Raw genomic sequence first — 26206 nt, 5'->3', positions numbered from 1 at the left:
GTGGCGCAATTGGCGTGATGCCCTTCTTATGAGCGAAGACAGATATGCCCCCTATCGCCCGTTACCTGCCGATCCTTGACTGGGGCCGCAGATATGACCGTGACACGCTGTCTGATGATCTGATCGCAGCCGTCATCGTGACGATCATGTTGATCCCGCAATCGCTGGCCTATGCGCTGCTGGCGGGGATGCCGCCCGAAGCGGGGCTTTATGCCTCGATTGCCCCGATCATGCTTTATGCCATTTTTGGGACCAGCCGGGCACTTGCGGTCGGACCCGTGGCTGTCGTGTCGCTGATGACGGCGGCCGCATTGGGACAGATCGCGCAGCAGGGCACCATTGGTTACGCCACGGCAGCGCTGACGCTGGCGGCGCTGTCCGGGGTCATCCTGCTTGCCATGGGATTGTTCCGGCTGGGATTTCTGGCCAATTTTCTGTCCCATCCGGTGATCGCGGGTTTTATTACCGCCTCGGGCGTGATCATCGCCGTGGGGCAGTTGCGTCATGTGCTGGGCATTGCCGGGGGCGGCGACAATCTGATCGAACTGGTCGAAAGCCTGCTGCGCAATCTGCCCGACACGAATTTCCACACGCTGGCGCTGGGGGCATCGGCAACGGCATTCCTGTTCTGGGTCCGGCGCGGGCTGAAGCCAATGTTGCGCCGTGCCGGTCTGGGGCCGCGCATGGCCGACATATTCGCCAAGGCCGGACCGGTGGCCGCCGTCGTCGCGACGACTCTGGTCGTCTGGGGCTTTGACCTGGCCAACCGGGGCGTGGCAATCGTGGGCGAAGTTCCCCAGAGCCTGCCACCGCTGACGCTGCCGGATTTCTCTCCCGATCTGATCGGGCAGCTTTTCCTGCCCGCGCTGCTGATCTCGGTGATCGGTTTCGTTGAATCCATTTCGGTGGCGCAGACCCTTGCCGCCAAGAAACGCGAGCGTGTGAAGCCCGATCAAGAGCTGATCGGCCTTGGCGCGGCAAATCTGGGGGCGGCCTTTAGCGGTGGCTTTCCGGTCACGGGTGGCTTCTCGCGATCGGTCGTGAATTTCGATGCCGGGGCGCGCACACCGGCGGCAGGCGCCTTTACTGCGGTCGGTCTGGCGATTGCCGCGCTGGCATTGACGCCGCTGATCCATTTCCTGCCCAAGGCCACACTGGCGGCCACAATCATTGTCGCGGTGCTGAGCCTGGTCGATTTCACCATTCTGACGCGCGCCTGGGCCTATTCCAAGGCCGATTTCCTGGCCGTTCTGACGACGATCCTGGTGACATTGGGCTTCGGGGTGGAGCTTGGGGTGTCAAGCGGTGTGGCTATTTCGATCCTGCTCTACCTGTTCAGAACCTCGCGCCCTCATATCGCCGAGGTCGGGCGTATCCCCGGCACCGAACATTTCCGCAATATCCTGCGGCACAAGGTCGAAACGGATCCCGGCACCGTCAGCCTGCGGGTCGATGAAAGCCTGTATTTTGCGAATGCGCGCTTTCTTGAGGATTACATCCTGGATCGCGTGACGCGCGACAAGGCGATCCGGAATGTGATCCTGCAATGCACAGCCGTGAATGAGATCGACATGAGCGCGCTGGAATCGCTCGAGGCGATCAACACGCGTCTGGGCGAGATGGGGCTGAGCCTGCATCTGTCGGAGGTGAAGGGTCCGGTGATGGATCGCCTGAAACAGTCCCATTTTCTGGATGTGCTGACCGGCAGGGTTTTCCTGTCCCAGCATGAGGCCGTCCTTGCGACCATGCAGCGGGGCGCATCGGCATCGCCGCTCGATACCACGCCAGAGCCGCGTCAGGCGCAGGGATGAAGCGGGGTCGAGATGGGCCGGACCTTCGCGGAGCAGCGCGCCACCCATGTCATGCCGGGAGCATTGAACGCAAAGGGCCGTGACGTCGCTTTCTGGTCCAGCGGGCGCGACACGCTGCCCAGGGTCCAGAAGCCTGTTCCGGCCAGAGCGGCCAGGATGTCGCCATGGCCGACGGCGCAGGCGATCAGCCTCCAGAGGTTCTCCCGGCGGTGATCTGCCTGTCACGGCTGTCGTTCATCTTGTGGTGTTGTGCGCGCAATATCTCGCCCAGCTTCCTGAACACCGCCACCCGTGCCGATCCCGGTCGCCATGCCAGCGCAATGCGGCGGGGGCAGGCATCGGGCAACGGGGTCAGTCGTATCCCCGAATTGCCCACCACCCCGGCCTGCACCGCCAGATTGGGCAGCAGGGTCATTCCCAAACCCTCGGACACCATGGCGATCAAGGTGGTCAGGCTGGTGGCGGCAAAACTGTCCTGTGCGGCGGAGATACGGCCGGGATAGGCCTCCAATGCGTGGCGCTGAAGGCAATGACCCTTTTCCAGCAGCATCAGCTGTCCGCTTTGCGTCAGGGCCTCGGCTCCATTCGGGACTGGCCAATCCCTTGGTGAGGCCAGTTGATAGCCGTCCTCGAACAGTGTCAGGCTTTCCAATGTGCCGATGTCGAAGGGCAGGGCGATCAGAATCAGGTCCAGCCGCCCGGCATTGAGGCCTTCAAGCAGGCTTTCGGTCATTTCTTCGCGCAGAAAGACGCGCAGCTTGGGAAAGGCATCGCGCATGGCGGGCAGGGCGCGGGGCAGCAGAAAGGGGCCGATGGTCGGGATCGAGCCAAGTTTCAGATCGCCTTCGAAGGGGTTCTTGTGCGCCTGCGCATAGGCTTCGATTTCCGCGGCATCCAGCAACAGCCGCCGCGCACGTTTGGTCAGCTCTGTTCCCAGAGGGGTCAGCATGACGCTGCGGCGGGTTCTTTCGATCAGTTGCACACCAAGACGGTCTTCCAGTTCTTTGATCCCGGCGCTGAGCGTCGGCTGCGTCACGAAACAGATTTCGGCCGCACGCGAGAAATTCAGCGTGTCGGCCACCGCCGTCAGATAGCGCATTTGGCGAAGCGTAATCACTTATAGAACCTTTCTATAAGAAACGATCTTATATTCAATTTCTACTATCTATGTCCAGTTGCTATCTATGTTTCATCAAAGTGCTGACATCGTTTGCTTGCGCCGCCCATCCCGATCCATCGATCATGATCCGGCACCGGGCGACATGCATCCGTCAGCCACATCAAAGGAGTAAGCCCATGACCAATGCATCTCACAAGAACATCGATGCTCTGAACGCCGTCCTGAGTGAAACATTCCGGCTCTATGTTCAGACGCATGGCTATCACTGGAACGTCGAGGGCCCGAATTTCCGCCAGCTTCATGCGACATTTGAAGCCCAATATCAGAACCTCTGGGGTGCTCTGGACGAGATTGCCGAGCGCATTCGCACACAGGGGGCCTATGCGCCCGGAACCGTTGCCGAGCTGATGGCACTGGCCGGACCGGAAGATGCGCCTGCGCAATCTGCCGGTGACATGGTAGCAAAGCTGATTGCCGGGCATGAGGCGCTGGCCGCAACCCTGCGCAAGGCGATTGCCGCCTGCGGCGAGGTCGGGGACGAGGTTTCCGTGGGCGTTCTGACGGACCGGCTGGAGTGGCACGAAAAGGAACTGTGGATGATGAAGGCCGGCACTCGTTGATCATTTCCGGCCATGCCTGCGGGCGTGGCCACCCGCCGGACGACAGCAAGAGGGAAACGCAAGATGACCAATCCGATTGTAAAAGGCTTCTGGGATGAACCGACCGGCAGCTGGCAATATGTCTTTCACGATCCCGAAACCATGAAAGGGGCCATTGTTGACCCCGTGCTTGATTTCGACCCGCTTGCCGGCGCGACCGCGACAGGGAACGCCGAGCGTCTGCTGGCCTATGTGCGCGACAGCGGAATAGATCTGATCTGGATTCTGGACACGCATCCGCATGCCGACCATTTCTCGGCTGCTCCCTGGCTGAAGGAGCAAACTGGTGCCAGAACGGCCATCGGAGAGCATGTCACGAAGGTTCAGAAACTGTGGCAGGGCATCTATAACCTGCCCGATGAATTTCCGACGGATGGCAGCCAGTGGGATCACCTGTTTGCCGATGGTGACGGTTTCATGGTGGGCAATGTCCCTGTCAGGGTCATGTTCTCGCCCGGTCATACGCTGGCCTCGGTCACCTATGTGGCGGGCGATGCCGCCTTTGTGCATGACACCCTGATGATGCCCGACAGTGGCAGCTCACGCGCCGATTTCCCGGGCGGCAGTTCGGCTGCACTCTATGACAGCATTTCGGCCATCCTTGCCCTGCCCGATGACACGCGAATTTTTGTTGGCCATGACTATGCCCCCGGTCGCGCGGCAGAATGTCAGGCGAGCGTGGCACAGCATCGGGCCGCCAATATCCATTGGAAGGATCACCCGACCAAGGCAGAATATCGCGCCGTCCGCGATGCCCGCGATGCGACCCTGCCCTTGCCCAAGCTGATGCTGGCTGCCCTGCAGGTGAACATCCGTGGCGGTCGTCTTCCCGAGCCAGAGGACAACGGGCGCTCCTATCTGAAATTGCCGCTCAATGCCTTTGAAAGCCGCTAGGCTTGCGGTGTGCCGGGTTCCTTCATCATGGGTGCGCCGGCGATCAGCCGCTGTCGGATGCGCCTCATGACGAGGCGCGTCCGAGATGTCTAGAGACAGTTCCTCGACACGATCTTGCGCAGCATATCGGCGCAGGCAGACAGTTCCTGCGGGTGAATGAACTCATTGGCGCGATGGGCGCGGCTGATATTGCCGGGACCGCAAACGACCGATGGAATGCCCGCCTGCGCGAACAATCCGGCTTCGGTGCCATAGCTGACCGCCTGAATGATCGGTTGTCCGGTAATCTGCGACAGGAGTCCGGCCAGTTCTTCATTGCCCCGCGGCGATAGTGCCGGATAGCTGGCCAGCACCTCGATCGTGCTGCGAAACGGTCGGCCTGCCGCCTTTGCCGAGGCGCCGATATGATCCAGCGCGGCAGAGACACGCGCGATGACATCCGCGGGCGATTGTGCGGGAATGGTGCGGGCCTCGATCAGCATGCGGGCATGTTCGGGAATGATGTTGACGGCCACGCCGCCCTGAATCACGCCGGCCTGCAAGGTCGAGTTGGGTGTGGTAAAGCCCTGATCGAAAGGCCCCATTGCGGCGAAGGCCGCGGCGATATTCTCGACCTCCAGCGCCAGCCGGGCTGCCGGATAGATCGCATTCACCCCCTGGGCCGGATCCGATGAATGGCCGGGTCGCCCTTCAAGGCGGATTTCGACCGATTGCTTGCCCTTATGTGCGCGCACCGGGTGCAGATCCGACGGTTCGCCCACCACGCATCCGGCAGGCCGGGCGATCAGTTCCGGCAGGCGCGCGATCAGATGCGGCACGCCGCGACAGCCGATTTCCTCATCGCAGGAAAAGGCCAGATGCACGGGGCGCTTCAGGGGCATCTGCAGCAGGTCCGGCACCAGATCCAGCATTGCCGCCAGAAAGCCCTTCATGTCGCTGGTGCCACGTGCGACCAGCCGGTCCTCGACCTCTGTCAGGCAAAAGGGATCGCTGTCCCATTCCTGCCCCTCGGTCGAGACGACATCGCTGTGCCCTGACAGCATCAGGCCCGGCAGATCGGCGGGGCCGATGCTGGCCAGCAGGTTCCAGCGGCCTTCGGGGGTGGCGAGGCGGTGCAGGGTGACACCCGGAACATCCAGCCGTCCGCAGATCACATCGGTGATCCTGTCGTTCGGGGTGCCGGGCAGGGAAGGGACCGAGACAAGCTCGGCCAGAATTTCGGTCATCATCATCAGCGGCTCCTGTTCCGGACAGTATTGCCAATCGCGGACGCAGATCCTGCCGAAGGGGTGGGGCGCAACAGGACAATCCACCGTCAGCACCGGAAATCCGCGACGAAACTGCCAGTCATCCCGTCCTAAATTGTCGGGGCACAGTAGCGCGAGGCCCAAATGACGAATTCCTTTGACCCTGACAGCATCGAATTGCCCATTGGCCATCTGATCGACGGAGAACTGCTGCCGACAAACGACGGGCTGGCCATGCATCGTCCCTCGGATGGTGCGGAGTATGCCCATTGCCCGGTCGCAGACGCCGAGATGGTGGACCGCGCGGTGCAATCGGCGCGTCGGGCGCAGGCTGCGGGTTGGGGCAGCGCGGTGCCGCGGGATCGGACCCGGGCCCTGCAGCGATGGGCCGACCTGATCGAGAGCCATGCCCGCGAGTTGGCGCAGCTCGAGGCGCTGTGTTCGACACGGCCGGTATCACAGCTGGCCGCCGGAGATATTGCCGTCACCGCCGAGCAGATCCGCTTTTTTGCGGAACTGGCCGACAAGGAAGGCGGCGATCTGGCTCCTACGGCCCAGGGGTCTCTGGGCATGACCGTGACTGAACCCTATGGCGTCGTCGGGGCAATCACGCCGTGGAACTTTCCGATCTCGATGGCAGGGTGGAAGCTGGGTCCGGCACTGGCCGCAGGAAATGCCGTTGTGCTGAAGCCCTCGGAGATGACGCCGTTTTCCTCGATCCGCATGGCGCAGCTGGCGGTTCAGGCCGGCATTCCGGCAGGATTGATCAATGTGGTGCTGGGCGACGGGCCTGTCACCGGCACGGCTCTGACGGGTCATGGCCAGATCGCCAAGGTCAGCTTTACCGGTTCGACCGCGGCGGGGCAGGCAATCATGGGCAATATAGCCCGCTGCGGGACCAAGCCGGTGACGCTGGAACTGGGCGGCAAATCCCCGCAGATCGTCTTTGCCGATGCTGATCTGGATCTGGCGGCCGACAATATCGCGCGTTCGATCGTGTTCAATGCCGGGCAGGCCTGCGTTGCGGGCAGCCGGGTCATCGCCCATGCCTCGATCGCGGATGACCTGGCGGCGCGGCTGATGGCGCGGATGCAGCCAGACCGGCCCGGCCCGACATGGCAGGGTGACACCGCCTACTCGCCGATCATTTCCGAAAAACAGCGCCAGCGCATCGCGGGCATTCTTGGGCAGGCTGTCGACGGTGGCGCCGAAGTCCTGTGCGGCGGTCATGCGCTGGACCGAGCCGGATATTTCTTTGCACCGACACTGCTGGACGGAGTCGACCAGAACAGCCCTGCGGTACAGCAGGAAATCTTTGGTCCGGTGCTGACGCTGCAGCGCTTCGACACCGAGGAAGAGGCTCTGGCACTTTCGGATCACCCGATCTATGGCCTGTGCGCGGGAATATTCACGCGCGATCTGTCCCGTGCCCTGCGTGCCATGAAAAGGGTGCAGGCCGGGACCGTCTGGATCAACCGCTATGGCCGCTCGCGCGATCATATCCTGCCGACAGGGGGCTATCGCCAATCCGGTATCGGCAAGGATCTGGGCCGCGAAGCCTATCATGCCAACCGTCAGTCCAAGACTGTGCTGATCGACATCTGAGGAGTCCAACATGACCAAGCAGCGCATTGCCCTGATCCCCGGCGACGGGATCGGCGTTCCCGTGACCGAAGCCGCGATGCGGGTCGTTGAAGCCAGCGGTGCCTCGGTTGAAACCCATGCCTTCCCATGGTCCTGTGACTATTACCTGGAACATGGGCGGATGATGCCCGAGGACGGGATCGAGACCCTGCGCGGCTTTGACGCGATCTTTCTGGGTGCGGTCGGCTGGCCGAAACGGGTGCCGGATTCCGTGTCACTGCACGGGCTGCTGCTGCCGATCCGCAAGGCTTTCGTGCAATATGCCAATATCCGGCCCCATCGGCTGTTGCCCGGTGTCGAGGGTCCGCTGCGCAAAAGCGATTTCGATATTCTCTGCATCCGCGAAAACACCGAGGGCGAATATTCCGGTGCCGGGGGGCGCGTCCATCAGGGCACCGGAGACGAGGTCGCTGTCGAAACCTCGATCTTCACCCGCACCGGGGTCGAACGTATCCTGCGCTTTGCCTTTGAACAGGCCAGGACCCGGCGCGGCAAGCTGGCCTCGGTCACCAAGTCCAATGCGCAGCGCCATTCGATGGTGTTCTGGGATGAGGTCACCGACGAACTGGCGGCTGAATATCCCGAAGTCGAGGTCTCGCGCTATCATATCGATGCCATGTGCGCGCGCATGGTGATGGCCCCTGAAAGCCTTGATGTCGTGGTCGCCTCGAATCTGTTCGGCGATATCCTGACCGATCTGGGCGCGGCCATTCAGGGCGGGTTGGGATTCGCGGCCTCGGCCAATATCAATCCCGACCGCAGCGCGCCCTCGATGTTCGAACCCGTGCATGGATCGGCGCCCGACATTGCCGATCAGGGCATTGCCAATCCGATGGCAGCTTTCTGGTCGGCGGCGATGATGCTGGACCATCTGGAACAGTCCGAACCCGCGGCCCGCATCATGGCGGCGATGGAGGCGAGCTGTGCCAGCGGAGTCGGCGTCATCCCCGGTCAGGACAGCACCGACGATATCACCAATGCCGTTCTGGCCCAGCTACAGGAATAAGCCGATGACCTCTCATATCGCTTTGCAAGGACTTTCCGATCCCGAATTGCTGCGTCGGCAGGCGCTGATCGGCGGGAAGTGGGTCGATGCCGAAAGTGGTGCCCGTATCGAGGTCACCGACCCGGCCACAGGGGCGGTCCTGGGCACGGTTCCCGATGTCTCGGCAGGACAGACCGGTCAGGCGATTGCGGCAGCCGAGGCGGCCTTTGCCCAATGGCGCAGGACCAGCCCGGCCGAGCGTGCGAAACTGTTGATGGCCTGGCATGATCTGATGATTGCCGCGACCGAGGATCTGGCCATGATCCTGACGCTGGAGCAGGGCAAGCCTCTGGCCGAAGCGCGCGGCGAGATTGCCTATGGGGCCAGCTTTATCAAATGGTTCGCCGAAGAAGCCCGGCGGGTCGAAGGCGGGATCATTCCGGCGCCGATGACGGATCGCCGCATTCTGGCGACCAAGGAGCCGGTTGGCGTTTCGGCCATCATCACGCCGTGGAATTTCCCCAATGCCATGATCACCCGAAAGGTCGGCCCGGCGCTGGCCGCAGGTTGCACGGTGGTCGTGAAACCATCTGAATTCACGCCCTATTCGGCGCTGGCGCTTGGCGTGTTGGCTGAACGGGCCGGAATTCCGGCAGGCGTGATCAATATCGTCACGGGCATGCCTGCCGAGATCGGCGCCGAACTGACCTCCAGCCCCGTCGTGCGAAAGTTGTCCTTTACCGGCTCGACCCGCGTGGGATCTATCCTGATGGGGCAATGCGCGCCGACGGTCAAAAGGCTGTCGCTGGAGCTTGGCGGCAATGCGCCCTTCATCGTCTTTGACGATGCCGATCTGGACGCCGCGGTCGAAGGGGCGATTGCCTCGAAATTCCGCAATGGCGGGCAGACCTGCGTCTGTTCGAACCGCATTCTTGTTCAGGCCGGCATCCACGATGCCTTTGTCGAACGTCTCGCAGAGCGTGTCTCGTCGATGAAGGTCGGGTCCGGCATGGCGGCGGACAGCGATATCGGCCCGATGATCAACGGTGCCGCCATCGACAAGATCAACGCGCATGTGCAGGATGCGCTGGACCATGGTGCCAGCATCGCCGCCCGCGCGGAAACGCCCGAGGGTCAATATGCAGCGCCCATGGTGCTGACAGGAGCCACTGGTGACATGTTGCTGGCATCGGAAGAGACCTTTGGACCGGTCGCGCCTGTCTTTCGCTTTGATACCGAAGAAGAAGCCTTGTTGCTGGCCAATGGCACGCCCTTCGGTCTGGCGGCCTATTTCTTCACGCAGGACATGCAGCGTGCCTGGCGGGTCGGCGAGGCACTGGAATTCGGCATGGTCGGGCTGAATACCGGTGCGGTGTCGATGGTGGAATCCCCCTTTGGCGGGGTCAAGCAATCGGGTTTGGGCCGCGAGGGCGCCCGCACCGGTATCGACGAGTATCTGGAAACCAAGGCCTTCCACATGGCCGGCCTGTAAGAATGCGAACCCTGTAGAAATGCGAACGGGGGGCCTTGTCCCCCGTTCAGGACTAACCGACGATCACATAGATCTTGCGCACGGTTTCAATGGTTTTCCAGATGCCGCGATAGCCGGGCTTCATGATGAAGCTGTCACCCTTGCGAAAGATGCGTGGGTCATGGCCTTCCTCGGTCACTTCGATCACGCCGTCCAGCAGATGGCAGAACTCGAACATCTCTCCCTTGATCGAATGGTTCTCGCCGGGGGTGGCTTCCCAGATTCCGGTCCGGATGTGACCATCGCCGGTATCGTCGAAAGCCCAGGTCAGGAAATCTGGATCGCCTGCGATCAGCTTTTCCGGGGCGCATTTCGACGGCACAGGGTCCCCTGCCTCGGAGAGGTCGATCTTCTTCAGCAAAGACATCAGCTTATCTTGTCCTTCAATTGATAATACAGCCCCACGACGGGCAGGAACCAGGGTTTTCCGGTATGCAGCGGCACGGCCTGCCAGGGCAGATCCTGCCAGGGGTTCTGCCGCTCATGGCCCATGATCCGGTCGGCCATGATCTCGCCCATATGGGTGGCGATCTGCGCGCCATGGCCCGAATAGCCCATTGAATACCACAGCCCGTCCGCCTGTCCGGCGCGGGGAAAACGGTCCGCGGTCATATCGACCATCCCGCCCCAGCAGTAGTCGATCCCGACATCGGCCAGCTGCGGCAGGGTCGCCGCCAGAGAGGCTCGCAGCACTGCGCCGCTCTTGCTGTCCGAGCGTTGATCCGAACGCGCCGAGAACCGCGCCCGTCCGCCCCAGATCAGGCGGCGATCCGGGGTCAGGCGGAAATAGTTGCCGATATTCATCGAATTGACGAATGTCCGGTCTCCCGGGACGCTGGCGGCGATTTCGGTTTCTGTCAGCGGGCGGGTGGCGATGATGAAGCTGCCGACGGGGACGATCCGGCGTCGAAACCAGGGGAAGGCATCATCGGTATAGGCTCCGGTGGCCAGCAGGACCTGTCCTGCGGTCACCTTGCCCTTGGTCGTGGTCAGCCGCCATCCTGCGCCCTGTTTCTGTCGTGTCGTGACGGTGGCACCTTCATGAACCACGGCACCATGGCGAACGGCGGCATCAGCCAGCCCAACCACGAAGCGGCCCATATGCATCATTGCACTGCGCCGCTGCAGCATCCCGGCGTGAAAGGAATCCGAGCGCACCTCGTCATGCAGCACGTCGCGCTCCAGCCATTCGGTTTCCGGATCGGCCTCGCGGTTGACCGCTTCGAAGTTGCGCCGCATGGCGTCCATATGTCCGGGCTTCGAGGCAAGTTTCAGCTTGCCTGAACGGCGGAAATTGCAGTCGATGCCTTCTTCGTCGATGATGCGGATCAGCGTCTCGATCCCCGCGTCAAAGGCGTGATACAAGGCGCGTGCCTTCTCTGGCCCGAACTGGCGCATCGCCGCCAGATAGCTGTGGGCCAGCCCGTTGTTCAGATGGCCCCCGTTGCGGCCAGAGGCGCCTGCACCGACATGCCGGGCCTCCAGCACGATGACGGATTTTCCCTCCATCGCCAGCTTGCGCGCTGCGCCCAATCCGGTGAACCCCGCGCCGATGACTGCGACATCATAGTCGCCCCCGACCGGCCCGCTTGCAGCGCCCCCGAAGGCGGGGGTGCTGTCATGCCAATATGGAAGGAATTTCATCGGATCACAGCCCGAAGACGCCGGGCAGCCCGCCGATGTCGGCGATCTCGGTGTAGCCGTAATAGGGGTTGGCGGGCTCGTGACCACGATTGACCCAGATCTTGTTGTCGATGCCCAGATCATGGGCGGTCATCAGGTCATAGCGGAAGGACGAGGATACATGGCAGATGTCCTTGGGGCCGCAGCCCAGCTTGTCCAGCATGTATTCAAAGCCGTTCATCTGCGGTTTGTAGCTGCCGGTTTCCTCGGCGGTGATGACCATGTGGAAGGGCGCCCCCAGCTTTTCGACATTCGACATGATCTGGCAGTTCATGGCATTGGACAGGATCACCAGCGGGATTTCCCTGGCGACCTTGGCCAGACCGGCAGGTACATCGGGATGCGGCCCCCAGGTGGGGACTTCGTCATAGACCCGTTGCGCGTCCTCGGGGCGGAAGGGAACGCCGTTGGCCTTGCAGGTGCGTTCCAGCGAATTGTGCACGACCTCGCCATAGGGTTTCCATGCGCCAAGGATTTCATCCAGACGGTAGGCCGCGAAATTCTTGATGAATTGCACCATGGCCGGTTCGGACAGCGTGTCGCCGTAAATGCGCCGCGCTGCGCCTGCCATGTCGAAATTGGTCAGGGTGCCATAGCAGTCGAAGGTGATGAATTTCGGGCGAAAGGTCATGATCGCAGCCTCGGGTTTGGTGGTGTGTCCATGACAGGCTAGCTGCGCAATGCAGGCCAGAGGCACCGGATCACGCGCCCGGCCAAGCAGATTGCACCGTATTCGCCGATGCTGGCGGCAGCATCTGTTGCGCGTGTTGCGCGGCAGTCGCCGTGGACCGTCAGTCTTCGTCATCATCGAAAGGCGTGCAGCAGATCATGCGGCCTTGCGGGGCGCGAACGGCGAAAGATTGTGCTGAAGGGGCGCAGTCGCACAGCAAACACCGCCCGAACCGGTCACAATGGGCGCAACAACGCCTTGCCGGAGACATCATGCCTGACAGCACGCTGACCATCACGCCCTTCGAAGCCGCGCATCTTCCCGGTGCCCTTGCCCTGTCGCGCGCCGAAAGCTGGCCCCATCGGGCCGAGGACTGGCAGATGTTCCTGTCGCTCAGCCGCGGTGTCGTTGCCCTGGCTGGTGATCAGGTTGCAGGCACTGCTCTGGCCACACGCTTTGGGCAGGTCGGGCTGGTCAATATGATCATCGTGGGCGAGGCACTGCGCGGGCGCGGCCTTGGACGGACATTGGTTCAGCGCGCCATGGAAACGGCAGATGTCGCGGAATACCGTCTGGTGGCGACGCAGGCCGGGCTGCCGCTCTATCGCAAGATGGGTTTCGTCGATCTGGGCGAGATCGTGCAGCATCAGGGGCAGGTCGCCGCGCTGGAGGTTCAGGATGCCGGGATCAGCTGGGCCTCGGCGGCAGATTCTGCCGCTCTGGCGGCTCTGGACCAACAGGCCACCGGGATGGCACGCAAACCGCTGGTCGATGCCATTCTCTCGCTCGGGCAAATCGCCGCGCTGTCGCAGGATGGCCAGATCACGGCCTGGGCAGGCATTCGGCCCTTTGGGCGCGGATTGGTCGCCGGGCCGGTGATCGCCCCTGACAGCGGGACCGCGCAACGTCTGCTGTCGCGGCTGATGGCGGATCATCCCGGCAGCTTCATTCGCGTCGATACCCAGGCCGACAGCGGCCTGTCGGATTGGCTGACCTCGATCAATCTGACCCGCGCCGGAGGAGGCGTGTCGATGTCGACCGCCCCGCAGGTGCCGTCAGGCCCCAACCGCAGCTTTGCCCTTGCCGCTCAGGCGCTTGGTTGAAAGGACCACCTCATGCTTGCAAATTCCCTTGTCGAACTGGATCGCAATCATCTGATCCATCCCGTCGCCAGTTGGCGTGGCCATGAACAGGCGGGCGTGCGCCTGTTGACCCATGGCCAGGGTGCCACCGTCCGCGATGGCCAAGGTCGCGAGCTGATCGACGGCTTTGCCGGTCTGTGGTGCGTGAACGCCGGCTATGGTCAGCCAAAGGTGATCGAGGCCGCCACCCGGCAGATGCAGGATCTTTGCTACGCGACCGGCTATTTCGGTCTGGGCAGCGAACCTGCCGTGCGTCTGGCCGCGCGTCTGGCCGAGGCCGCGCCGGGCGATCTGGATCACGTCTATTTCACCCTTGGCGGTTCGGATGCGGTCGACAGCACGATCAGGTTTGTCCGCTACTACTGGCATGCGCGCGGTCTGCCGCAAAAGCAGCATTTCATCTCGGTCGAGCAGGGCTACCACGGGTCCTCGACGGCGGGGGCTGGGCTGACCGCGTTGCCGGCGTTCCATGCGGGCTTTGGCGTGCCATATGACTGGCAGCACAAGATTCCCACTCATGACCTGTATCGCAACCCGGTTGGAAATGATCCGCAGACGGTCATTGCCGCATCTCGTCAGCATCTGCTGGACAAGGTCGAGGAACTGGGCGGGCCAGAGCATGTCGCCGCCTTTTATGTCGAGCCGATCCAGGGCTCGGGCGGGGTCCTGGTGCCACCGCCGGGCTGGATGGCCGCGATGCGCGATCTTTGCGCCAGCCTGGACATCCTGTTCATTGCGGATGAGGTGATTACCGCATTCGGGCGCACCGGTCCGCTGTTCGCCTGCGCGGATGAGGGCATCGTTCCCGATTTCATCACCACGGCCAAGGGGCTGACATCGGGTTATGTGCCGATGGGTGCGGTCTTCATGTCCGATCATGTCTATCAGGTGATCGCAGATGGCGCAGGCAAGGCGGCTGTCGGGCATGGCCAGACCTATTCGGCGCATCCGGTCTCGGCTGCGGTGGGGCTGGCCGTGCTGGATCTGTATCAGGATGAATTGCTGGAGAACGGGCAGGTGATGGGCCAACGGTTGCAGGCCGGACTGGCCTCTCTGTCCGATCACCCGCTGGTTGGCGATGTCCGGGGGCGCGGCATGCTGGCAGCCATCGAACTGGTGACCGACAAGGACGCCAAGACACGCCTTCCCGCCGCAGCCGATCCCGCCAACCGGATCTTTGACCGGGCCTGGGATCAGGGCGTGGTCTTGCGTGCCTTTGGATGGGGTGTTCTCGGCTATGCGCCGCCGCTGTGCTGCACGGCGGATGAGATCGATCAGATCGTCGAGCGCACGCGCAGGGTGCTGGATTTGACTCTGGGCGATCCGGACATCCGTGCGGCGATGCGCTGATGACGCTGCTGTATCTGTCCGAAGCGAAGCGGGGCGAGGTCTTTGCCCGCAGCTTTGCGCAGCATCTGCCGGATCTGCCTTTCCATGTCGGAACGGCCCCCGATCCGGCAGCGGTGGAATATATGGTTGCCTGGACTCCGCCCAAGGACCTGGACCAATGGCCGAACCTGCGGCTGATCTTTTCGGTCGGGGCGGGCATTGACCAGTTCGACATGGATGCGCTGCCCGATCACGTCGGCATTGTGCGCATGCTTGAACCAGGGATAGCGCGACAGATGCAGGAAATGGCGGTCATGGCGGCGCTGGCGCTGCATCGTGATCTGCCGGCCTATCTGGAGCAGGGGCGGCAGGGCGTCTGGCAGGCGCGCGCGAACCGGCCCGCCGCGCAACGACGCATCGGAGTCATGGGCCTGGGGCAGTTGGGCCAGGCGGTTCTGGCTGCTCTGCAACCCTTCGGCTTTCCGTTGGCGGGTTGGAGCCGGTCTGCCAAACAGATCGACGGCGTGGAATGCTTTACCGATCTGCCGGGATTTCTGGCGCGCAGCGATATCCTGATCTGTCTGCTTCCCCTGACGCCTGAAACCCGCGACATCCTGAATGACGATCTCTTCTCTGCGCTGCCGGAAGGCGCAGGACTGGTTCATCTGGGACGGGGCGCACAGCTGAACATGCCGGCCTTGCATCACGCCCTGGACAACCGGCTGGCCTCGGCCTTTCTGGATGTGACGGACCCCGAGCCCTTGCCCCCGGATCATTGGTTGTGGCGCGATCCGCGGGTGATCGTGACGCCCCATGTCGCCAGCCAGACCGATGCGCAGGAGGGAGCCGCCCATGTGATCGCCGGCATCCGCGCCCACCGAGCCGGACAGGACGTGCCCGGCTCGGTCGATCGGAGCAAGGGCTATTGAGCGGGGCACGCCACGGGATGCCGCCGTCGCGCGGCAGTTCGGAACATTCTGCTGCCTTGGGCTGCAATTCGGGGTTTTTCACTGCCGGCCTTGGGTAAAACTGGCTGCCAAGTCGGGCGACAAGACCCTGCATGAAGCGCAGCCGACCCGTCCTTCCCGGCAGAATCTGCTGTTGAACATGGACAGGCCATCTCATCCGGCTAGCGGTCATCGCCGGAGTGAACTACCGCACCGGCTGCTCTGCCCGCGCCGGGCAGGCTGCCGACAGGATATCGACCCGACAGAATGAATAGATTGGCAAACAGGGAAATCAACATGTCAGAGAAGAAAGTCACCAACTGGACCAGCGCCGATGATGCGATGGTTGAAAATGCCCTGCGTCGCGGTGCCAGCCGTCGCGACCTGTTGCGCATGTTCATGATGGGTGGAATCGGCGCGGTTGCGGGCGGATCGATCCTGGGGCGCGCTTCGGCGGCGCTGGCCGCGACGCCGGTCAGTGGTGGGCATCTGCGCGCGGCGGGATGGTCGTCCTCGACCGCTGACACGCTGGATCCGGCGGCGGCCTCTCTGACGACCGACTATGTGCGCTGCTGCGCCTATTACAACCGTCTGACCATCCTTGATGAGCATGGTCAGTTGCAAATGGAACTGGCCGAGTCGATCGAAAGCGATGATGCCGTGGTCTGGACGGTCAAGCTGAAATCGGGCGTGACTTTCCACAACGGAAAGACGCTGACCGCCGATGATGTGGTCTTTTCCCTTCAGCGCCACAGTGATCCTGCCGTAGGTTCGAAGGTCGCGACGATTGCCAAACAGATCGCCGAGGTCAAGGCCGAGAACCCGACCACGGTCCGCATCACGCTTGCAGCAGCCAATGCCGACCTGCCGACCATTCTTGCCATGCATCACTTCATGATCGTGGCCGAAGGCACGACCGATTTCAGCAAGGGCAATGGCACCGGTGCCTTTGTGTCGCAGGAGTTCCAGCCCGGCGTGCGGTCCGTCGGGGTGCGGAACGAAAATTACTTCAAACCCCAGAAGGCGCATCTGGAAAGCTTTGAATATTTCGGCATCTCGGACGACAATGCCCGCGTCAATGCGGTCCTGTCCGGCGACATCGATTTCGGCGCAACGATCAAGCCGCAATATACCCGTATTGCCGAGGGTCAACCGGGAGTGGTCCTGTCCAAGACCACCTCGGGGAACTATACCAACCTGAACATGCGGCTGGATCTGTCGCCCGGGGACAAGGCCGGTTTCGTCGAGGGAATGAAATACCTGCTGAACCGCGAGTTGATCCAGCGCTCTGCCCTGCGTGGTCTGGCCGAGATCGCCAACGATCAGCCCATTTCCCCGATCAGCGCCTTCCACAACGCCGAGCTGAAACCACGCGAATATGACCCTGAGCGCGCCAAATCGCTGTTCGACAAGGCGGGCCTTCTGGGTCAGCGTATCGAGGTCGTGACTTCGGATGCCGCCGGTTCGGCCACCGATATGGCGATGATCCTGCAACAGGCGGGTTCGGAAATCGGCATGAACCTGGACATCCAGCGTGTGCCCTCGGATGGCTACTGGTCGAATTACTGGCTGAAGGCGCCGGTGCATTTCGGCAATATCAACCCGCGTCCGACGCCTGATATCCTGTTCTCGCTGCTCTATGCCTCGGATGCACCCTGGAACGAAAGCCGGTATCAGTCCGAGAAATTCGACTCGATGCTGCTGGAGGCGCGGGGCGAACTGGAATTCGCGCGCCGCAAGGAAATCTATGACGAAATGCAGGTCATGATCTCGAATGAGGCGGGCACCGCGATTCCACTTTACCTGTCGAATGTGGACATTCACAGCGCCAAGCTGCATGGCCTGCGTCCCAGCCCGCTTGGCGGTCAGATGGGCTATGCCTTTGCCGAATATGTCTGGCTGGATGCCTGATTCAACCGCCCCCGTTTCGGCGGGGGCGCGCTTCCCGAAAGGAAACCCATGAATTCGCAGGTGTTGTCTTTGATCGCCGGCAGGGTCGGCGTGGCGCTGGTCACATTGCTGATCGTCAGTTTCATCGTCTTTGCCGCCACGGAAATGCTGCCCGGGGATGTTGCGCAGGTTCTGCTGGGGCAGGCCGCCACGCCCGAGGCCGTCGCCGGGCTGCGCGAGGCCATGCACCTTGATCAGCCCGCGATCATGCGGTTCCTCAACTGGCTGGGTGGGTTGCTGCATGGTGATCTGGGGCATTCCTATACCAACCGGATGGCAGTGGCCGAACTGATTGCCGCACGCCTGGAAAACACGCTGAAACTGGCCGCGATCACCACCTCTGTCGCGGTTCCGGTCGCCCTGGCATTCGGTATCCTGACGGCGATCTGGCGGGGCAGCCTGTTTGACCGTGCAATCAGCACATTGGTGGTCGGCGTCATCTCGGTGCCAGAGTTCATGGTCGCCACGCTTGCGGTTCTGGTCTTTGCGGTCTGGCTGGGCTGGTTGCCGGCGCTGTCCTTTGGGGGCAGCACCCAAGGCATCTGGGACATCCTGCGCGCCTATGCCATGCCGGTCATCACCCTGACCTTTGTCGTGTCGGCCCAGATGATCCGCATGACGCGGGCGGCGGTCATCGAAACGATGAAATCCCCCTATGTCGAGATGGCTCTGCTGAAAGGTGCCTCTCGCAGCCGCATGGTGCTGCGCCACGCGCTGCCCAATGCCATCGGGCCGATCGTGAATGCGATGGCGCTGTCGCTGTCCTATCTGCTGGGCGGCGTGATCATCGTCGAGACGATCTTCAACTATCCCGGCGTGGCCAAGCTGATGGTTGATGCCGTTGCGACGCGCGACCTGCCGCTGATCCAGGGCTGCGCGATGATCTTCTGCCTTGGCTATCTGCTTCTTATCACGATCGCCGATGTCGTCGCGATCCTTTCGAACCCGAGGTTGCGCCACTGATGACCCTTGCCCTTCCCACACCCCGCCGCCTTGGCTGGCAGGTCAGTCCCGTCGGTGTCCTGGCCGCCTGTGTCATCCTGTTCTGGGCCGTCATTGCCGTGATCGGCCCATGGATCACCCCCCATCCGCCGGGCGAGATCGTCGACTATGATTTCTTTGGTTCGATCTCGGCGCAGTTTCCCATGGGAACTGACTATCTGGGACGCGATATCCTGTCGCGCGTGCTGGCCGGAGCCCGCTATACGGTCGGAATTTCGCTGGCAGCGGTGCTGATCGCCTGCACGGCGGGCATCCTGCTGGGGATGACCTCGGCGGTCATCGGCGGCTGGACAGATACGGTCATCAGCCGCCTGCTGGATGCGATCAGCTCGATCCCCTCCAAACTGTTCGGGCTGGTGGTGGTGGCTGCCATCGGATCCTCGATCCCGGTTCTGATCGGGGTGCTGGCGGTCATCTATACACCGGGGTCCTATCGCTTTGCGCGGGCGCTGGCAGTGAATATCAGCACCATGGATTACGTCACCGTTGCCCGCGCGCGGGGAGAGCGCACCCCCTATCTGATCCGGTCCGAGATCCTGCCCAACATCCTTGGACCGGTGCTGACCGACATGGGGCTGCGCTTCGTCTTTATCGTACTGCTGCTGTCGGGCCTGTCTTTCCTTGGGCTGGGTGTGCAGCCCCCGAATGCCGACTGGGGGTCGCTGGTGCGCGAAAACATGGGCGGGCTGGCCTTTGGCGCGCCTGCCGTGATCATGCCGTCCATTGCGATTGCGACCCTGACAATCAGCGTCAACCTGCTGATCGACAATCTGCCCACCCGTATCCGCGATAGGAGCGAATGATGAGTTTTGCCGAAATTCGCGATCTGAAACTGGGTGCGGTGACTGACAGCGGCCGCAAGGTCGATATCATCAAGGGCGTCAGCCTGAAGATTGATGCCGGAGAGATCGTCGCCCTGATCGGGGAATCCGGCAGCGGCAAGACCACCATCGCCCTGTCGCTGATGGGGCATGTCCGCCCGGGCTGTCATTTCAAGTCCGGCTCGGTCACGGTGGACGGCGTGAACATGGTCGCCGCCAGTGAAGCCGCGCGCGCCAAGATGCGTGGCACGAATGTCGCCTATGTCCCCCAAAGCGCGGCGGCGGGCTTCAATCCCGCGCATCGTCTGATTGATCAGGTCATCGAAACCGCTCGCATCCATGATCTGATGCCGATGGAGCAGGCACGCTCCAAGGCGGTCGAGGTCTTTCGCGCCCTTGCCCTTCCCGATCCCGAAAACATCGGCATGCGCTATCCGCATCAGGTATCGGGCGGGCAGTTGCAGCGCCTGGCTGCTGCGATGGCGCTGATCGGCGATCCAAAGCTGGTGATTTTCGACGAGCCGACGACTGCGCTGGATGTCACCACCCAGATCGAGGTGTTGCGAGCCTTCAAGTCGGTGATGAAGGCGGGGGGCATGGCCGGTGTCTATGTCAGCCATGATCTTGCCGTGGTGGCCCAGATCGCGGATCGCATCATCGTGCTGAAAGGTGGCGAGATCCAGGAGGAAGGCTCTGCCGAGCAAATCCTGCATGCCGCGCGCCATCCCTATACCCAATCGCTTCTGGCGGCCTTCAAGCCCGTCGCGGGCGAGGTCAGAGCCGCCGCAGCCGAGGGGGCTGACCCTACGCCTGCGCTGCTGGTGGATCAGGTGACGGCCGGCTACGGCCGGCCCGGCCGCGACGGGATGCCGCCCAAGCTGGCGCTGCATCAGGTCAGCTGCAGGCTGGACCGGGGCCGCAATCTGGGCGTGATCGGGGAATCGGGCAGCGGGAAATCCACGCTGGCCCGCGCCATTGCCGGATTGCTGCCGCCGGTCTCGGGCAGCGTCGTGCTGGATGGCCAGAAGCTGGCACCGGGGCTAAAGGGGCGGTCTCTGGATGAATTGCGGCGGCTGCAGATCGTGTTCCAATTGGCAGACACCGCGCTGAATCCGGCCCAGCCCATCGGCGATGTGATCGGGCGGCCCCTGACTTTCTATCACGGCAGCCGCGGGGCGGCACGCGATGCACGCGTGGCCGAACTGCTGGACATGGTGCATCTGCCGCGCGCCATGCGCCATCGCTTGCCGGGGGAGTTGTCGGGCGGACAGAAGCAGCGGGTGAACCTTGCCCGCGCGCTGGCGGCCAACCCGGAAATCATCCTTTGTGACGAGATCACCTCGGCTCTGGATACGGTGGTTGCGGCGGCGGTGATCGACCTGCTGAAGGAATTGCAGCGCGAATTGCAGCTGTCCTATGTCTTCATCAGCCATGATCTGTCCACGGTCGAGGCAATTTGCGATGATGTCATGGTCATGCATCACGGACGCATGGTCGAGACCCTGCCCGCAGATGCGCTGCATCGATCCGCACGCGATCCCTATTCCAAGCTGCTGTTCGCATCCGTGCCCAAACTGGACACCGGCTGGCTGGACGGGCTGGATCAGGACCCCGGATTTGCCGATGCCTGGGCTGCGCGCTAGACCTCGAACAGGTTGTGCAAGGGCAGATGCGACTTGGCAAAAGGGGTCTTGATGACGACAAAGCTGAAATACTTGTCGATCCCGACCTCGGCGTCGACCAGGCGTTCCATGATTTCCTGATAGTCGCTGATCCCGGCGGTCACGAATTTGACCAGGTAATCGTATCCGCCCGAGATCAGGTGGCATTCCACGGCTTCGTCAATGCGCTCCAGCGCCTGCTGGAAACGCGCGAAATCGATCTGACGGTGGTTCTTCAGCGTCACCTCGGTAAAGACGGTCAGGATCGGACCCAGCTTGGCGATATTGATCTGTGCTGAATAGCCGGTGATATATCCCGCCTTTTGCAGTTTCTTGACCCGCATCAGACAGGGGCTGGGCGACAGATGAACCAGTTCGGCCAGCTCGACATTGGTGATGCGACCATTGCGCTGCAGTTCGTGAAGGATGCGGATATCGATGCGATCAAGCTTCATCGCTTTTCCTTGAATGGATGCGTCATGGCGATAGCATATCATGCGGTATGATCAAGATCTCACGACCTTCTGCTGGGCAAAAATGCGTGAAAACCTTTTGCAAACATAGCTTGTGGCAGAGGTTGCTGAAACGGCAGATTATGCTGAATTTTTGCACAAGCAAGCAACACTGCATCGAGAGGGCATGCCAGTTTGTTCCGGACAGGAGAATCTGATGCCCGCACCCCTTTTGACGATAGAGACGACAGTCGACCTGCCCCGGACCGCCGATGTGGTGGTGATCGGCGGGGGCATTGTCGGCTGTGCCACCGCCTATTACCTGGCCCGCAAGGGCGTGGCCGTCGCGCTGCTGGAAAAGGGCCGCATCGGTGCCGAGCAATCCAGCCGCAACTGGGGGTGGTGCCGCCAGCAGAACCGCGATGCGCGAGAACTGCCGATGGCAACGCGCAGCCTTGATCTGTGGGCCACGCTGGCCAGGGACATCGGCGAAGATCCCGGTTTTCGTCGCAGCGGCCTGCTTTACCTGTCCAATGACGAGGCCGAGATCGCCGGCTGGGCGCGTTGGCGCGACATGGCCCGAGGCCTGGGTGTCACCTCGCATGTTCTTGGTGCTGCCGAGGCAAGAACACGTGGTGCCGTGACCAACCGCGACTGGCTGGGCGGGGTCTTTTCGCCTGATGACGGGATCGCCGATCCCAGCCGCGCCTGTCCGGTGATAGCCCGCGGGATCATGAATGCAGGCGGCACGGTGCATCAGAATTGCGCCGCGCGAGGGTTGGAAACCGAGGCCGGGCGCGTTTCCGGCGTCGTGACCGAACATGGAACGATCCGTACCGGCGTAGTGGTCATGGCGGGTGGCGCATGGGCGTCCTCGTTCTGTCATCAGCAGGGATTGGGATTCCCGCAGGCCTCGGTCAGATCCTCGATCATGTCGGTCGGACCGGGCGTAGAGGGACCGGATGCCCTGCACACCGGACCGGTGTCGCTGACCCGTCGCGGCGACGGTGGCTATACGCTGGCGATTTCGGGCAATGCGCGCGTCGATCCGACGCCGCAGCAGATCCGATATGCCAAGCATTTCTTGCCGATGTTCGCCAAGCGCTGGCGCGTTCTGCGCCCCGGCGGGACCGAGGGCTGGTGTTCGGGGCATGAGACGCGCGCGAAATGGGCGCTGGATCGTGAAACGCCGATGGAGCGGATGCGGATTCTGGACCCGACACCGGATGCCGCGACGATCCGCCTGACCCATCAGCGCGCCTGTGCCCTGATCCCCGGCATGGCCAGGGCAACGGTTCAGGCCAGCTGGGCAGGATATATCGACAGCACACCCGACGGGGTTCCGGCGATCGGCGAAACCTCGTTGCCCGGCTTTGTGCTGGCCGCGGGCTTCAGCGGTCATGGTTTCGGCATCGGCCCCGGGGCGGGCGAGATGATCGCCGCCATGGTGACGGGAGAGACGCCGTTGATTGATCCGGCGGCCTATCACCCTGAGCGCTTTTCCACTTCAAGCTGGGGCAAGGTGTCGGATTTCTAGCCGACTGCCTGGTTCGCAAGCGCGAAAACATGCGCCTGCAGATCGCCCCCCCTCGCGCGGCCCCTGGTCATGGAGGTCACGCTGTCGCGCGGGGCCAGCCCATGGGCGGTCAGCATCTGGAAGAACGGCCCATCGGTGTCGCGCGTGTCGATGCGCAGGAATTGTCCGTGATGCGCGGCAATATGCGGGGCGGCCAGCGCTGCGGCATCCTGTGGCGTGGCCGCGATGATCGGGCCGACCACATGGCCACGACCAAAGCGGCGGCACAGCGCATAGCCGGTGATCTGGCCGTCTTCCTCCAGCACCGTTCCCACGGATTGATCCAGAAACAGCTCCAGGGCGTTGTGTCGGTCCGTGCCATAGGCGCGGCTGTCCAGCGCATGGATCGCGGCGCGGTCTTCTGCCCGCATCTGGCGGGTCCGGCCACTGTCTTCGGGGACCGCGCTGACGATTCCCATATGCTGCCAGACCTTCGGGCCGGGTTGGAAATCCAGGGCAAGATACAGGCGAAAGGCGGCGCGTGTGGCGTTCAGCGCCAGATCCCGACCTCCGGTGCGCGACAGGATCTGTTCCATCATCCAGCGTCCCGCGCCGCGTTCCTGCAGGCGCGGTGTGGTGATGACCATACCCAGCATTGCAAGCTCGTCCGACATGGGAAACCACATGGCAGAGCCGACGGGCCGCCCGATTTCATCGGTCAGGAAAATGCCTTCGCCCAGTTCCAGCGTGACGGCCCAGTCTTCAGCCCGGTGCATCCAGCCGACCGCCACTGAAAGCTCGTGCAGGGCGGGGATGTCAGCCGGGGTCATGTCCCGTGCTTCAAGGGTAAAGCTGTCCAGTTGCCGGTTGTTCACGTTGCTCATGCGATCTGCCTGTTTCTGATGTGCCCAGCATAGCGGTTTTCTTCGGCATGTTTTGCCGGATTGCACGTCGAAACAGCAGAAATGACAAGGTGAAATGGCAGAGCTGCCCAGACAGCTGATGTCAGAGCGCGGTCCCGAGGTCGGGATGCGACAGGGCGGCGATGATTCCGCGCAGTTCGGCCAGCCCTTTCAGCCGCCCGATCGAGGGATAGCCCGGCTGGGCGTTGCGTTCCAGATCGTCAAGGATGTCCTGTCCGTGATCCGGGCGGAAGGGAATCGACATATCTTCGCGCCCCTGAGCGCGTCGTTTGGCCTCTTGTCGCAGCACGGCGGCAATGAGGGCGACCATGTCGGTGTCGCCTTCCAGATGAGCAGCTTCGTGAAAGCTGCATCGTGGGCCCGGACCTTCGCGTTTCACATTGCGCAGATGCAGGAAATGCACGCGATCCCCCAGGTGATCCATCATGGCGGGCAAATCGTTGTCGGGCCGGGCACCCAAAGAGCCCGAACACAGGGTGACCCCATTCGACATCAGGTCAACTTCATCCAGAATGCGGGTGTAATCGGATTGCGTCGACATGATCCGTGGCAGGCCCAGCAGCGGGGTCGGCGGATCGTCGGGGTGGCAGCACAAGCGCATGTCCAACTGCTGGGCGAGCGGGGCAACTTCGGTCAGGAAGTCGATCAGATTGGCGCGCAGCCCGTCCTCGCCCAGCCCGTCATAGGCGGCCAGATGATAGCGCAGATCCTCCAGCGAGAAATTCTCGGCTGCACCGGGCAGGCCAAAGACGATATTGCGCACCAATGCCTGAATATCGGCATCGGTCATTTCCGTGAAATGCCGATTGGCGGCAGCGACCACCTGGGGCGCATAGTCGTCACTGGCACCGGCGCGGCCGAGAATATGGATGTCAAAGGTCGCAAAGACCGACAGATCAAAACGCATGCAGGTGGCACCGCCGGGCAGCCGGTAGGCCAGATCCGTGCGCGTCCAGTCCAGAACCGGCATGAAATTATAGCAGATCACCCGGATGCCGGCGGCGTGCAGATTGTGCAGCGATTGCTCCCACGCCGCGATGTGATCACGCCAGGCACCGGTCTGGCGCTTGATGTCCTCCGAGACCGGCAGGCTTTCGACGATTTCCCATTCCAGCCCGGATGGTTCGCCAGACGGGCGGGTGGCGATCTCTTTCTTGCGGCGAGAAATTTCTTCGCAAGACCAGACGGTTCCGGTTGGAACATGATGTAATGCCGAGACCACACCCTGAACACCGGCCTGCAACATGGCGTCGATTGAAACGCTATCCTTCGGGCCAAACCAGCGCCATGTCCGTTTCATGATTGTCCCCCCTGAAATGTCGCGACATCAACTTCTGCCACATCAGCAGAGTAACATCCGGAATATATGTTGACTAGTATGGTAACTTTCTTGCAGGATTATTCGCATGGGGGAGAGCATGGATAATTTTCCGGGCGACAGGCAGGACATGGATGCGCCGCTCGATCCGGGCGTGGCGGTCAGTCCGCAGTTGTTCCTGAGATTGCGCAATCGTATCGTGCGCGGCGAGCTGGAACCGGGCACGCGGCTGTCCGAGGTCGATGTCGCGGCCTTTTACAGCACCAGTCGCCAGCCCGTGCGCGAAGCCTTTATCAAGCTGTCCGAGGCCGGGCTGATCGACATCCGCCCCCAGCGCGGCAGCTTTGTCAGCCGGATCGACGTGGCATCGGTTCTTGCCGCGCAATTCGTCCGCGAGGCTGTCGAGGCCGATATTGTCCGTGCCGCCACGGATCGCGCCGATGCCGATATGCTGGCAGAGCTGGACGGCAATATCGCGGCTCAGGAATCGGCCGTCGATGACAGTGATCCGCAGGCATTCATGGCGCTGGACGAGGCCTTTCACCGCATGATTGCCGAGATCGCGGGGCAGGGTGCGGGATGGAGCTTCCTGAAATCGCTGCGCACCCAGATGGACCGTGTGCGCCACCTGAGTGCCAGCCAGTTTCCCCGTGAAATCCTGGTCCGGCAGCATCGTCAGATCGTGGATGCGATCAGGGCCGGTCAGGCCGATGAAGCCGAACAGAGGATGCGGCTGCATCTGCGGCGGATCCTTGACGACATTCCGGTCGTCGCAGCGGCCAAACCCGATTTTTTCGTCACGGATATGTCGCGATGAGGGATCGCGGGCATATGCCACTTTCCGGCCAGATCCGCTGCCATGGAGGGGCAGCGGGTCCGGGCCGCCATTCTTGGTGGAGGC

General features: G+C 62.4%; 23 protein-coding genes. 15 read left to right on the top strand and 8 right to left on the bottom strand.

Going from position 1 to position 26206, the window contains the following annotated elements:
- Positions 1-44 precede the first annotated feature (44 nt).
- Positions 45-1811: a SulP family inorganic anion transporter gene (locus JHW44_RS19490; protein WP_089344161.1), complete on the top strand. Its 1767-nt coding sequence runs from the start codon at positions 45-47 to the stop codon at positions 1809-1811.
- Positions 1812-1995: 184 nt separating this feature from the next.
- Here the strand turns inward: JHW44_RS19490 and JHW44_RS19485 are convergent, their stop codons facing one another.
- On the bottom strand, positions 1996-2928 hold the full coding sequence (locus tag JHW44_RS19485) for a hydrogen peroxide-inducible genes activator (protein ID WP_089344159.1): 933 nt from the start codon (positions 2926-2928) through the stop codon (positions 1996-1998).
- 179 nt (positions 2929-3107) lie between these two features.
- On the opposite strand from JHW44_RS19485, the gene JHW44_RS19480 reads away from it, so the two are divergent.
- The gene (locus JHW44_RS19480; protein ID WP_089344158.1) at positions 3108-3551 is read left to right on the top strand and encodes a Dps family protein; all 444 of its coding nucleotides are present in this window, start codon (positions 3108-3110) and stop codon (positions 3549-3551) included.
- Between the two features lie 63 nt (positions 3552-3614).
- Positions 3615-4484 (top strand): MBL fold metallo-hydrolase, encoded by an 870-nt coding sequence (locus tag JHW44_RS19475; protein ID WP_089344157.1) that lies wholly within the window; start codon positions 3615-3617, stop codon positions 4482-4484.
- A gap of 89 nt (positions 4485-4573) precedes the next feature.
- Here the strand turns inward: JHW44_RS19475 and argE are convergent, their stop codons facing one another.
- Positions 4574-5716, bottom strand: a complete 1143-nt coding sequence (gene argE / locus JHW44_RS19470; protein WP_089344156.1) for an acetylornithine deacetylase — start codon at positions 5714-5716, stop codon at positions 4574-4576.
- A gap of 159 nt (positions 5717-5875) precedes the next feature.
- On the opposite strand from argE, the gene JHW44_RS19465 reads away from it, so the two are divergent.
- The 3 genes from JHW44_RS19465 to JHW44_RS19455 are packed head-to-tail and all read left to right on the top strand — an operon-like array spanning position 5876 to position 9852.
- Positions 5876-7336 carry an aldehyde dehydrogenase family protein gene (locus JHW44_RS19465; RefSeq protein WP_089344155.1) on the top strand — a complete coding sequence of 487 codons (1461 nt, stop codon included), beginning with the start codon at positions 5876-5878 and terminating at the stop codon, positions 7334-7336.
- Between the two features lie 10 nt (positions 7337-7346).
- The gene (locus JHW44_RS19460) at positions 7347-8381 is read left to right on the top strand and encodes a tartrate dehydrogenase (protein ID WP_089344154.1); all 1035 of its coding nucleotides are present in this window, start codon (positions 7347-7349) and stop codon (positions 8379-8381) included.
- Positions 8382-8385: 4 nt separating this feature from the next.
- Positions 8386-9852 (top strand): NAD-dependent succinate-semialdehyde dehydrogenase, encoded by a 1467-nt coding sequence (locus JHW44_RS19455; protein ID WP_179217696.1) that lies wholly within the window; start codon positions 8386-8388, stop codon positions 9850-9852.
- Positions 9853-9904: 52 nt separating this feature from the next.
- Here the strand turns inward: JHW44_RS19455 and JHW44_RS19450 are convergent, their stop codons facing one another.
- From JHW44_RS19450 to JHW44_RS19440, 3 genes are read right to left on the bottom strand one after another with little or no spacing between them, the layout of a single operon-like run.
- Positions 9905-10258 carry a cupin domain-containing protein gene (locus JHW44_RS19450; RefSeq protein WP_089344153.1) on the bottom strand — a complete coding sequence of 118 codons (354 nt, stop codon included), beginning with the start codon at positions 10256-10258 and terminating at the stop codon, positions 9905-9907.
- Positions 10258-11535: an NAD(P)/FAD-dependent oxidoreductase gene (locus tag JHW44_RS19445; protein ID WP_089344152.1), complete on the bottom strand. Its 1278-nt coding sequence runs from the start codon at positions 11533-11535 to the stop codon at positions 10258-10260. The genes JHW44_RS19450 and JHW44_RS19445 overlap by 1 nt, the downstream gene beginning before the upstream one ends.
- Positions 11536-11539: 4 nt before the next feature.
- Complete coding sequence (locus JHW44_RS19440; protein ID WP_089344198.1) at positions 11540-12205, bottom strand: haloacid dehalogenase type II; 666 nt, start codon at positions 12203-12205, stop codon at positions 11540-11542.
- A 311-nt stretch (positions 12206-12516) separates the two neighbouring features.
- On the opposite strand from JHW44_RS19440, the gene JHW44_RS19435 reads away from it, so the two are divergent.
- The 7 genes from JHW44_RS19435 (at position 12517) to JHW44_RS19405 (ending at position 21078) form a co-directional block, all read left to right on the top strand.
- Positions 12517-13347, top strand: a complete 831-nt coding sequence (locus JHW44_RS19435) for a GNAT family N-acetyltransferase (protein ID WP_089344151.1) — start codon at positions 12517-12519, stop codon at positions 13345-13347.
- A gap of 12 nt (positions 13348-13359) precedes the next feature.
- Complete coding sequence (locus JHW44_RS19430) at positions 13360-14736, top strand: aminotransferase class III-fold pyridoxal phosphate-dependent enzyme (protein WP_089344150.1); 1377 nt, start codon at positions 13360-13362, stop codon at positions 14734-14736.
- Positions 14736-15644, top strand: a complete 909-nt coding sequence (locus JHW44_RS19425) for a 2-hydroxyacid dehydrogenase (RefSeq protein ID WP_089344149.1) — start codon at positions 14736-14738, stop codon at positions 15642-15644. The genes JHW44_RS19430 and JHW44_RS19425 overlap by 1 nt, the downstream gene beginning before the upstream one ends.
- Positions 15645-15959: 315 nt before the next feature.
- Positions 15960-17573, top strand: a complete 1614-nt coding sequence (locus JHW44_RS19420) for an ABC transporter substrate-binding protein (RefSeq protein ID WP_089344197.1) — start codon at positions 15960-15962, stop codon at positions 17571-17573.
- Between the two features lie 48 nt (positions 17574-17621).
- Entirely contained in the window at positions 17622-18575 is a 954-nt protein-coding gene (locus tag JHW44_RS19415; RefSeq protein WP_089344148.1) for an ABC transporter permease, read from the top strand.
- Complete coding sequence (locus JHW44_RS19410; protein WP_089344147.1) at positions 18575-19417, top strand: ABC transporter permease; 843 nt, start codon at positions 18575-18577, stop codon at positions 19415-19417. Before JHW44_RS19415 ends, JHW44_RS19410 begins: the two co-directional genes overlap by 1 nt.
- Positions 19414-21078 (top strand): ABC transporter ATP-binding protein, encoded by a 1665-nt coding sequence (locus tag JHW44_RS19405; protein WP_089344146.1) that lies wholly within the window; start codon positions 19414-19416, stop codon positions 21076-21078. Before JHW44_RS19410 ends, JHW44_RS19405 begins: the two co-directional genes overlap by 4 nt.
- Here the strand turns inward: JHW44_RS19405 and JHW44_RS19400 are convergent.
- Complete coding sequence (locus tag JHW44_RS19400) at positions 21075-21551, bottom strand: Lrp/AsnC family transcriptional regulator (RefSeq protein ID WP_089344145.1); 477 nt, start codon at positions 21549-21551, stop codon at positions 21075-21077. The genes JHW44_RS19405 and JHW44_RS19400 overlap by 4 nt on opposite strands.
- 214 nt (positions 21552-21765) lie before the next feature.
- Here JHW44_RS19400 and JHW44_RS19395 point away from each other — a divergent pair, with 214 nt between their 5' ends.
- On the top strand, positions 21766-23085 hold the full coding sequence (locus tag JHW44_RS19395) for an NAD(P)/FAD-dependent oxidoreductase (RefSeq protein WP_089344144.1): 1320 nt from the start codon (positions 21766-21768) through the stop codon (positions 23083-23085).
- On the opposite strand, the gene JHW44_RS19390 is transcribed toward JHW44_RS19395, so the two are convergent.
- Both JHW44_RS19390 and uxuA read right to left on the bottom strand, forming a co-directional pair.
- A complete protein-coding gene (locus JHW44_RS19390; protein ID WP_089344143.1) occupies positions 23082-23948 on the bottom strand; it encodes a GNAT family N-acetyltransferase in 867 nt (288 codons plus the stop codon). The two genes, JHW44_RS19395 and JHW44_RS19390, sit on opposite strands and share 4 nt — an antisense overlap.
- A 121-nt stretch (positions 23949-24069) precedes the next feature.
- Positions 24070-25287, bottom strand: a complete 1218-nt coding sequence (gene uxuA / locus JHW44_RS19385; RefSeq protein WP_089344142.1) for a mannonate dehydratase — start codon at positions 25285-25287, stop codon at positions 24070-24072.
- Between the two features lie 118 nt (positions 25288-25405).
- On the opposite strand from uxuA, the gene JHW44_RS19380 reads away from it, so the two are divergent.
- Positions 25406-26122 (top strand): GntR family transcriptional regulator, encoded by a 717-nt coding sequence (locus JHW44_RS19380; RefSeq protein ID WP_245847035.1) that lies wholly within the window; start codon positions 25406-25408, stop codon positions 26120-26122.
- Positions 26123-26206 lie beyond the last annotated feature (84 nt).

It is taken from the genome of Paracoccus seriniphilus (assembly GCF_028553745.1).
Classification (GTDB): Bacteria; Pseudomonadota; Alphaproteobacteria; order Rhodobacterales; family Rhodobacteraceae; genus Paracoccus; species Paracoccus seriniphilus.
This window is presented reverse-complemented; position numbering and strand designations above follow the sequence as displayed.

Bases quoted from the DNA above. Each gene is read 5' to 3' on its own strand.
- JHW44_RS19490 (WP_089344161.1), top strand. From the start codon at position 45: ATGCCCCCTATCGCCCGTTACCTGCCGATCCTTGACTGGGGCCGCAGA.
- JHW44_RS19480 (WP_089344158.1), top strand. From the start codon at position 3,108: ATGACCAATGCATCTCACAAGAACATCGATGCTCTGAACGCCGTCCTG.
- JHW44_RS19475 (WP_089344157.1), top strand. From the start codon at position 3,615: ATGACCAATCCGATTGTAAAAGGCTTCTGGGATGAACCGACCGGCAGC.
- argE (WP_089344156.1), bottom strand. From the start codon at position 5,716: ATGATGATGACCGAAATTCTGGCCGAGCTTGTCTCGGTCCCTTCCCTG.
- JHW44_RS19465 (WP_089344155.1), top strand. From the start codon at position 5,876: ATGACGAATTCCTTTGACCCTGACAGCATCGAATTGCCCATTGGCCAT.
- JHW44_RS19460 (WP_089344154.1), top strand. From the start codon at position 7,347: ATGACCAAGCAGCGCATTGCCCTGATCCCCGGCGACGGGATCGGCGTT.
- JHW44_RS19455 (WP_179217696.1), top strand. From the start codon at position 8,386: ATGACCTCTCATATCGCTTTGCAAGGACTTTCCGATCCCGAATTGCTG.
- JHW44_RS19450 (WP_089344153.1), bottom strand. From the start codon at position 10,258: ATGTCTTTGCTGAAGAAGATCGACCTCTCCGAGGCAGGGGACCCTGTG.
- JHW44_RS19445 (WP_089344152.1), bottom strand. From the start codon at position 11,535: ATGAAATTCCTTCCATATTGGCATGACAGCACCCCCGCCTTCGGGGGC.
- JHW44_RS19440 (WP_089344198.1), bottom strand. From the start codon at position 12,205: ATGACCTTTCGCCCGAAATTCATCACCTTCGACTGCTATGGCACCCTG.
- JHW44_RS19435 (WP_089344151.1), top strand. From the start codon at position 12,517: ATGCCTGACAGCACGCTGACCATCACGCCCTTCGAAGCCGCGCATCTT.
- JHW44_RS19430 (WP_089344150.1), top strand. From the start codon at position 13,360: ATGCTTGCAAATTCCCTTGTCGAACTGGATCGCAATCATCTGATCCAT.
- JHW44_RS19425 (WP_089344149.1), top strand. From the start codon at position 14,736: ATGACGCTGCTGTATCTGTCCGAAGCGAAGCGGGGCGAGGTCTTTGCC.
- JHW44_RS19420 (WP_089344197.1), top strand. From the start codon at position 15,960: ATGTCAGAGAAGAAAGTCACCAACTGGACCAGCGCCGATGATGCGATG.
- JHW44_RS19415 (WP_089344148.1), top strand. From the start codon at position 17,622: ATGAATTCGCAGGTGTTGTCTTTGATCGCCGGCAGGGTCGGCGTGGCG.
- JHW44_RS19410 (WP_089344147.1), top strand. From the start codon at position 18,575: ATGACCCTTGCCCTTCCCACACCCCGCCGCCTTGGCTGGCAGGTCAGT.
- JHW44_RS19405 (WP_089344146.1), top strand. From the start codon at position 19,414: ATGATGAGTTTTGCCGAAATTCGCGATCTGAAACTGGGTGCGGTGACT.
- JHW44_RS19400 (WP_089344145.1), bottom strand. From the start codon at position 21,551: ATGAAGCTTGATCGCATCGATATCCGCATCCTTCACGAACTGCAGCGC.
- JHW44_RS19395 (WP_089344144.1), top strand. From the start codon at position 21,766: ATGCCCGCACCCCTTTTGACGATAGAGACGACAGTCGACCTGCCCCGG.
- JHW44_RS19390 (WP_089344143.1), bottom strand. From the start codon at position 23,948: ATGAGCAACGTGAACAACCGGCAACTGGACAGCTTTACCCTTGAAGCA.
- uxuA (WP_089344142.1), bottom strand. From the start codon at position 25,287: ATGAAACGGACATGGCGCTGGTTTGGCCCGAAGGATAGCGTTTCAATC.
- JHW44_RS19380 (WP_245847035.1), top strand. From the start codon at position 25,406: ATGGATAATTTTCCGGGCGACAGGCAGGACATGGATGCGCCGCTCGAT.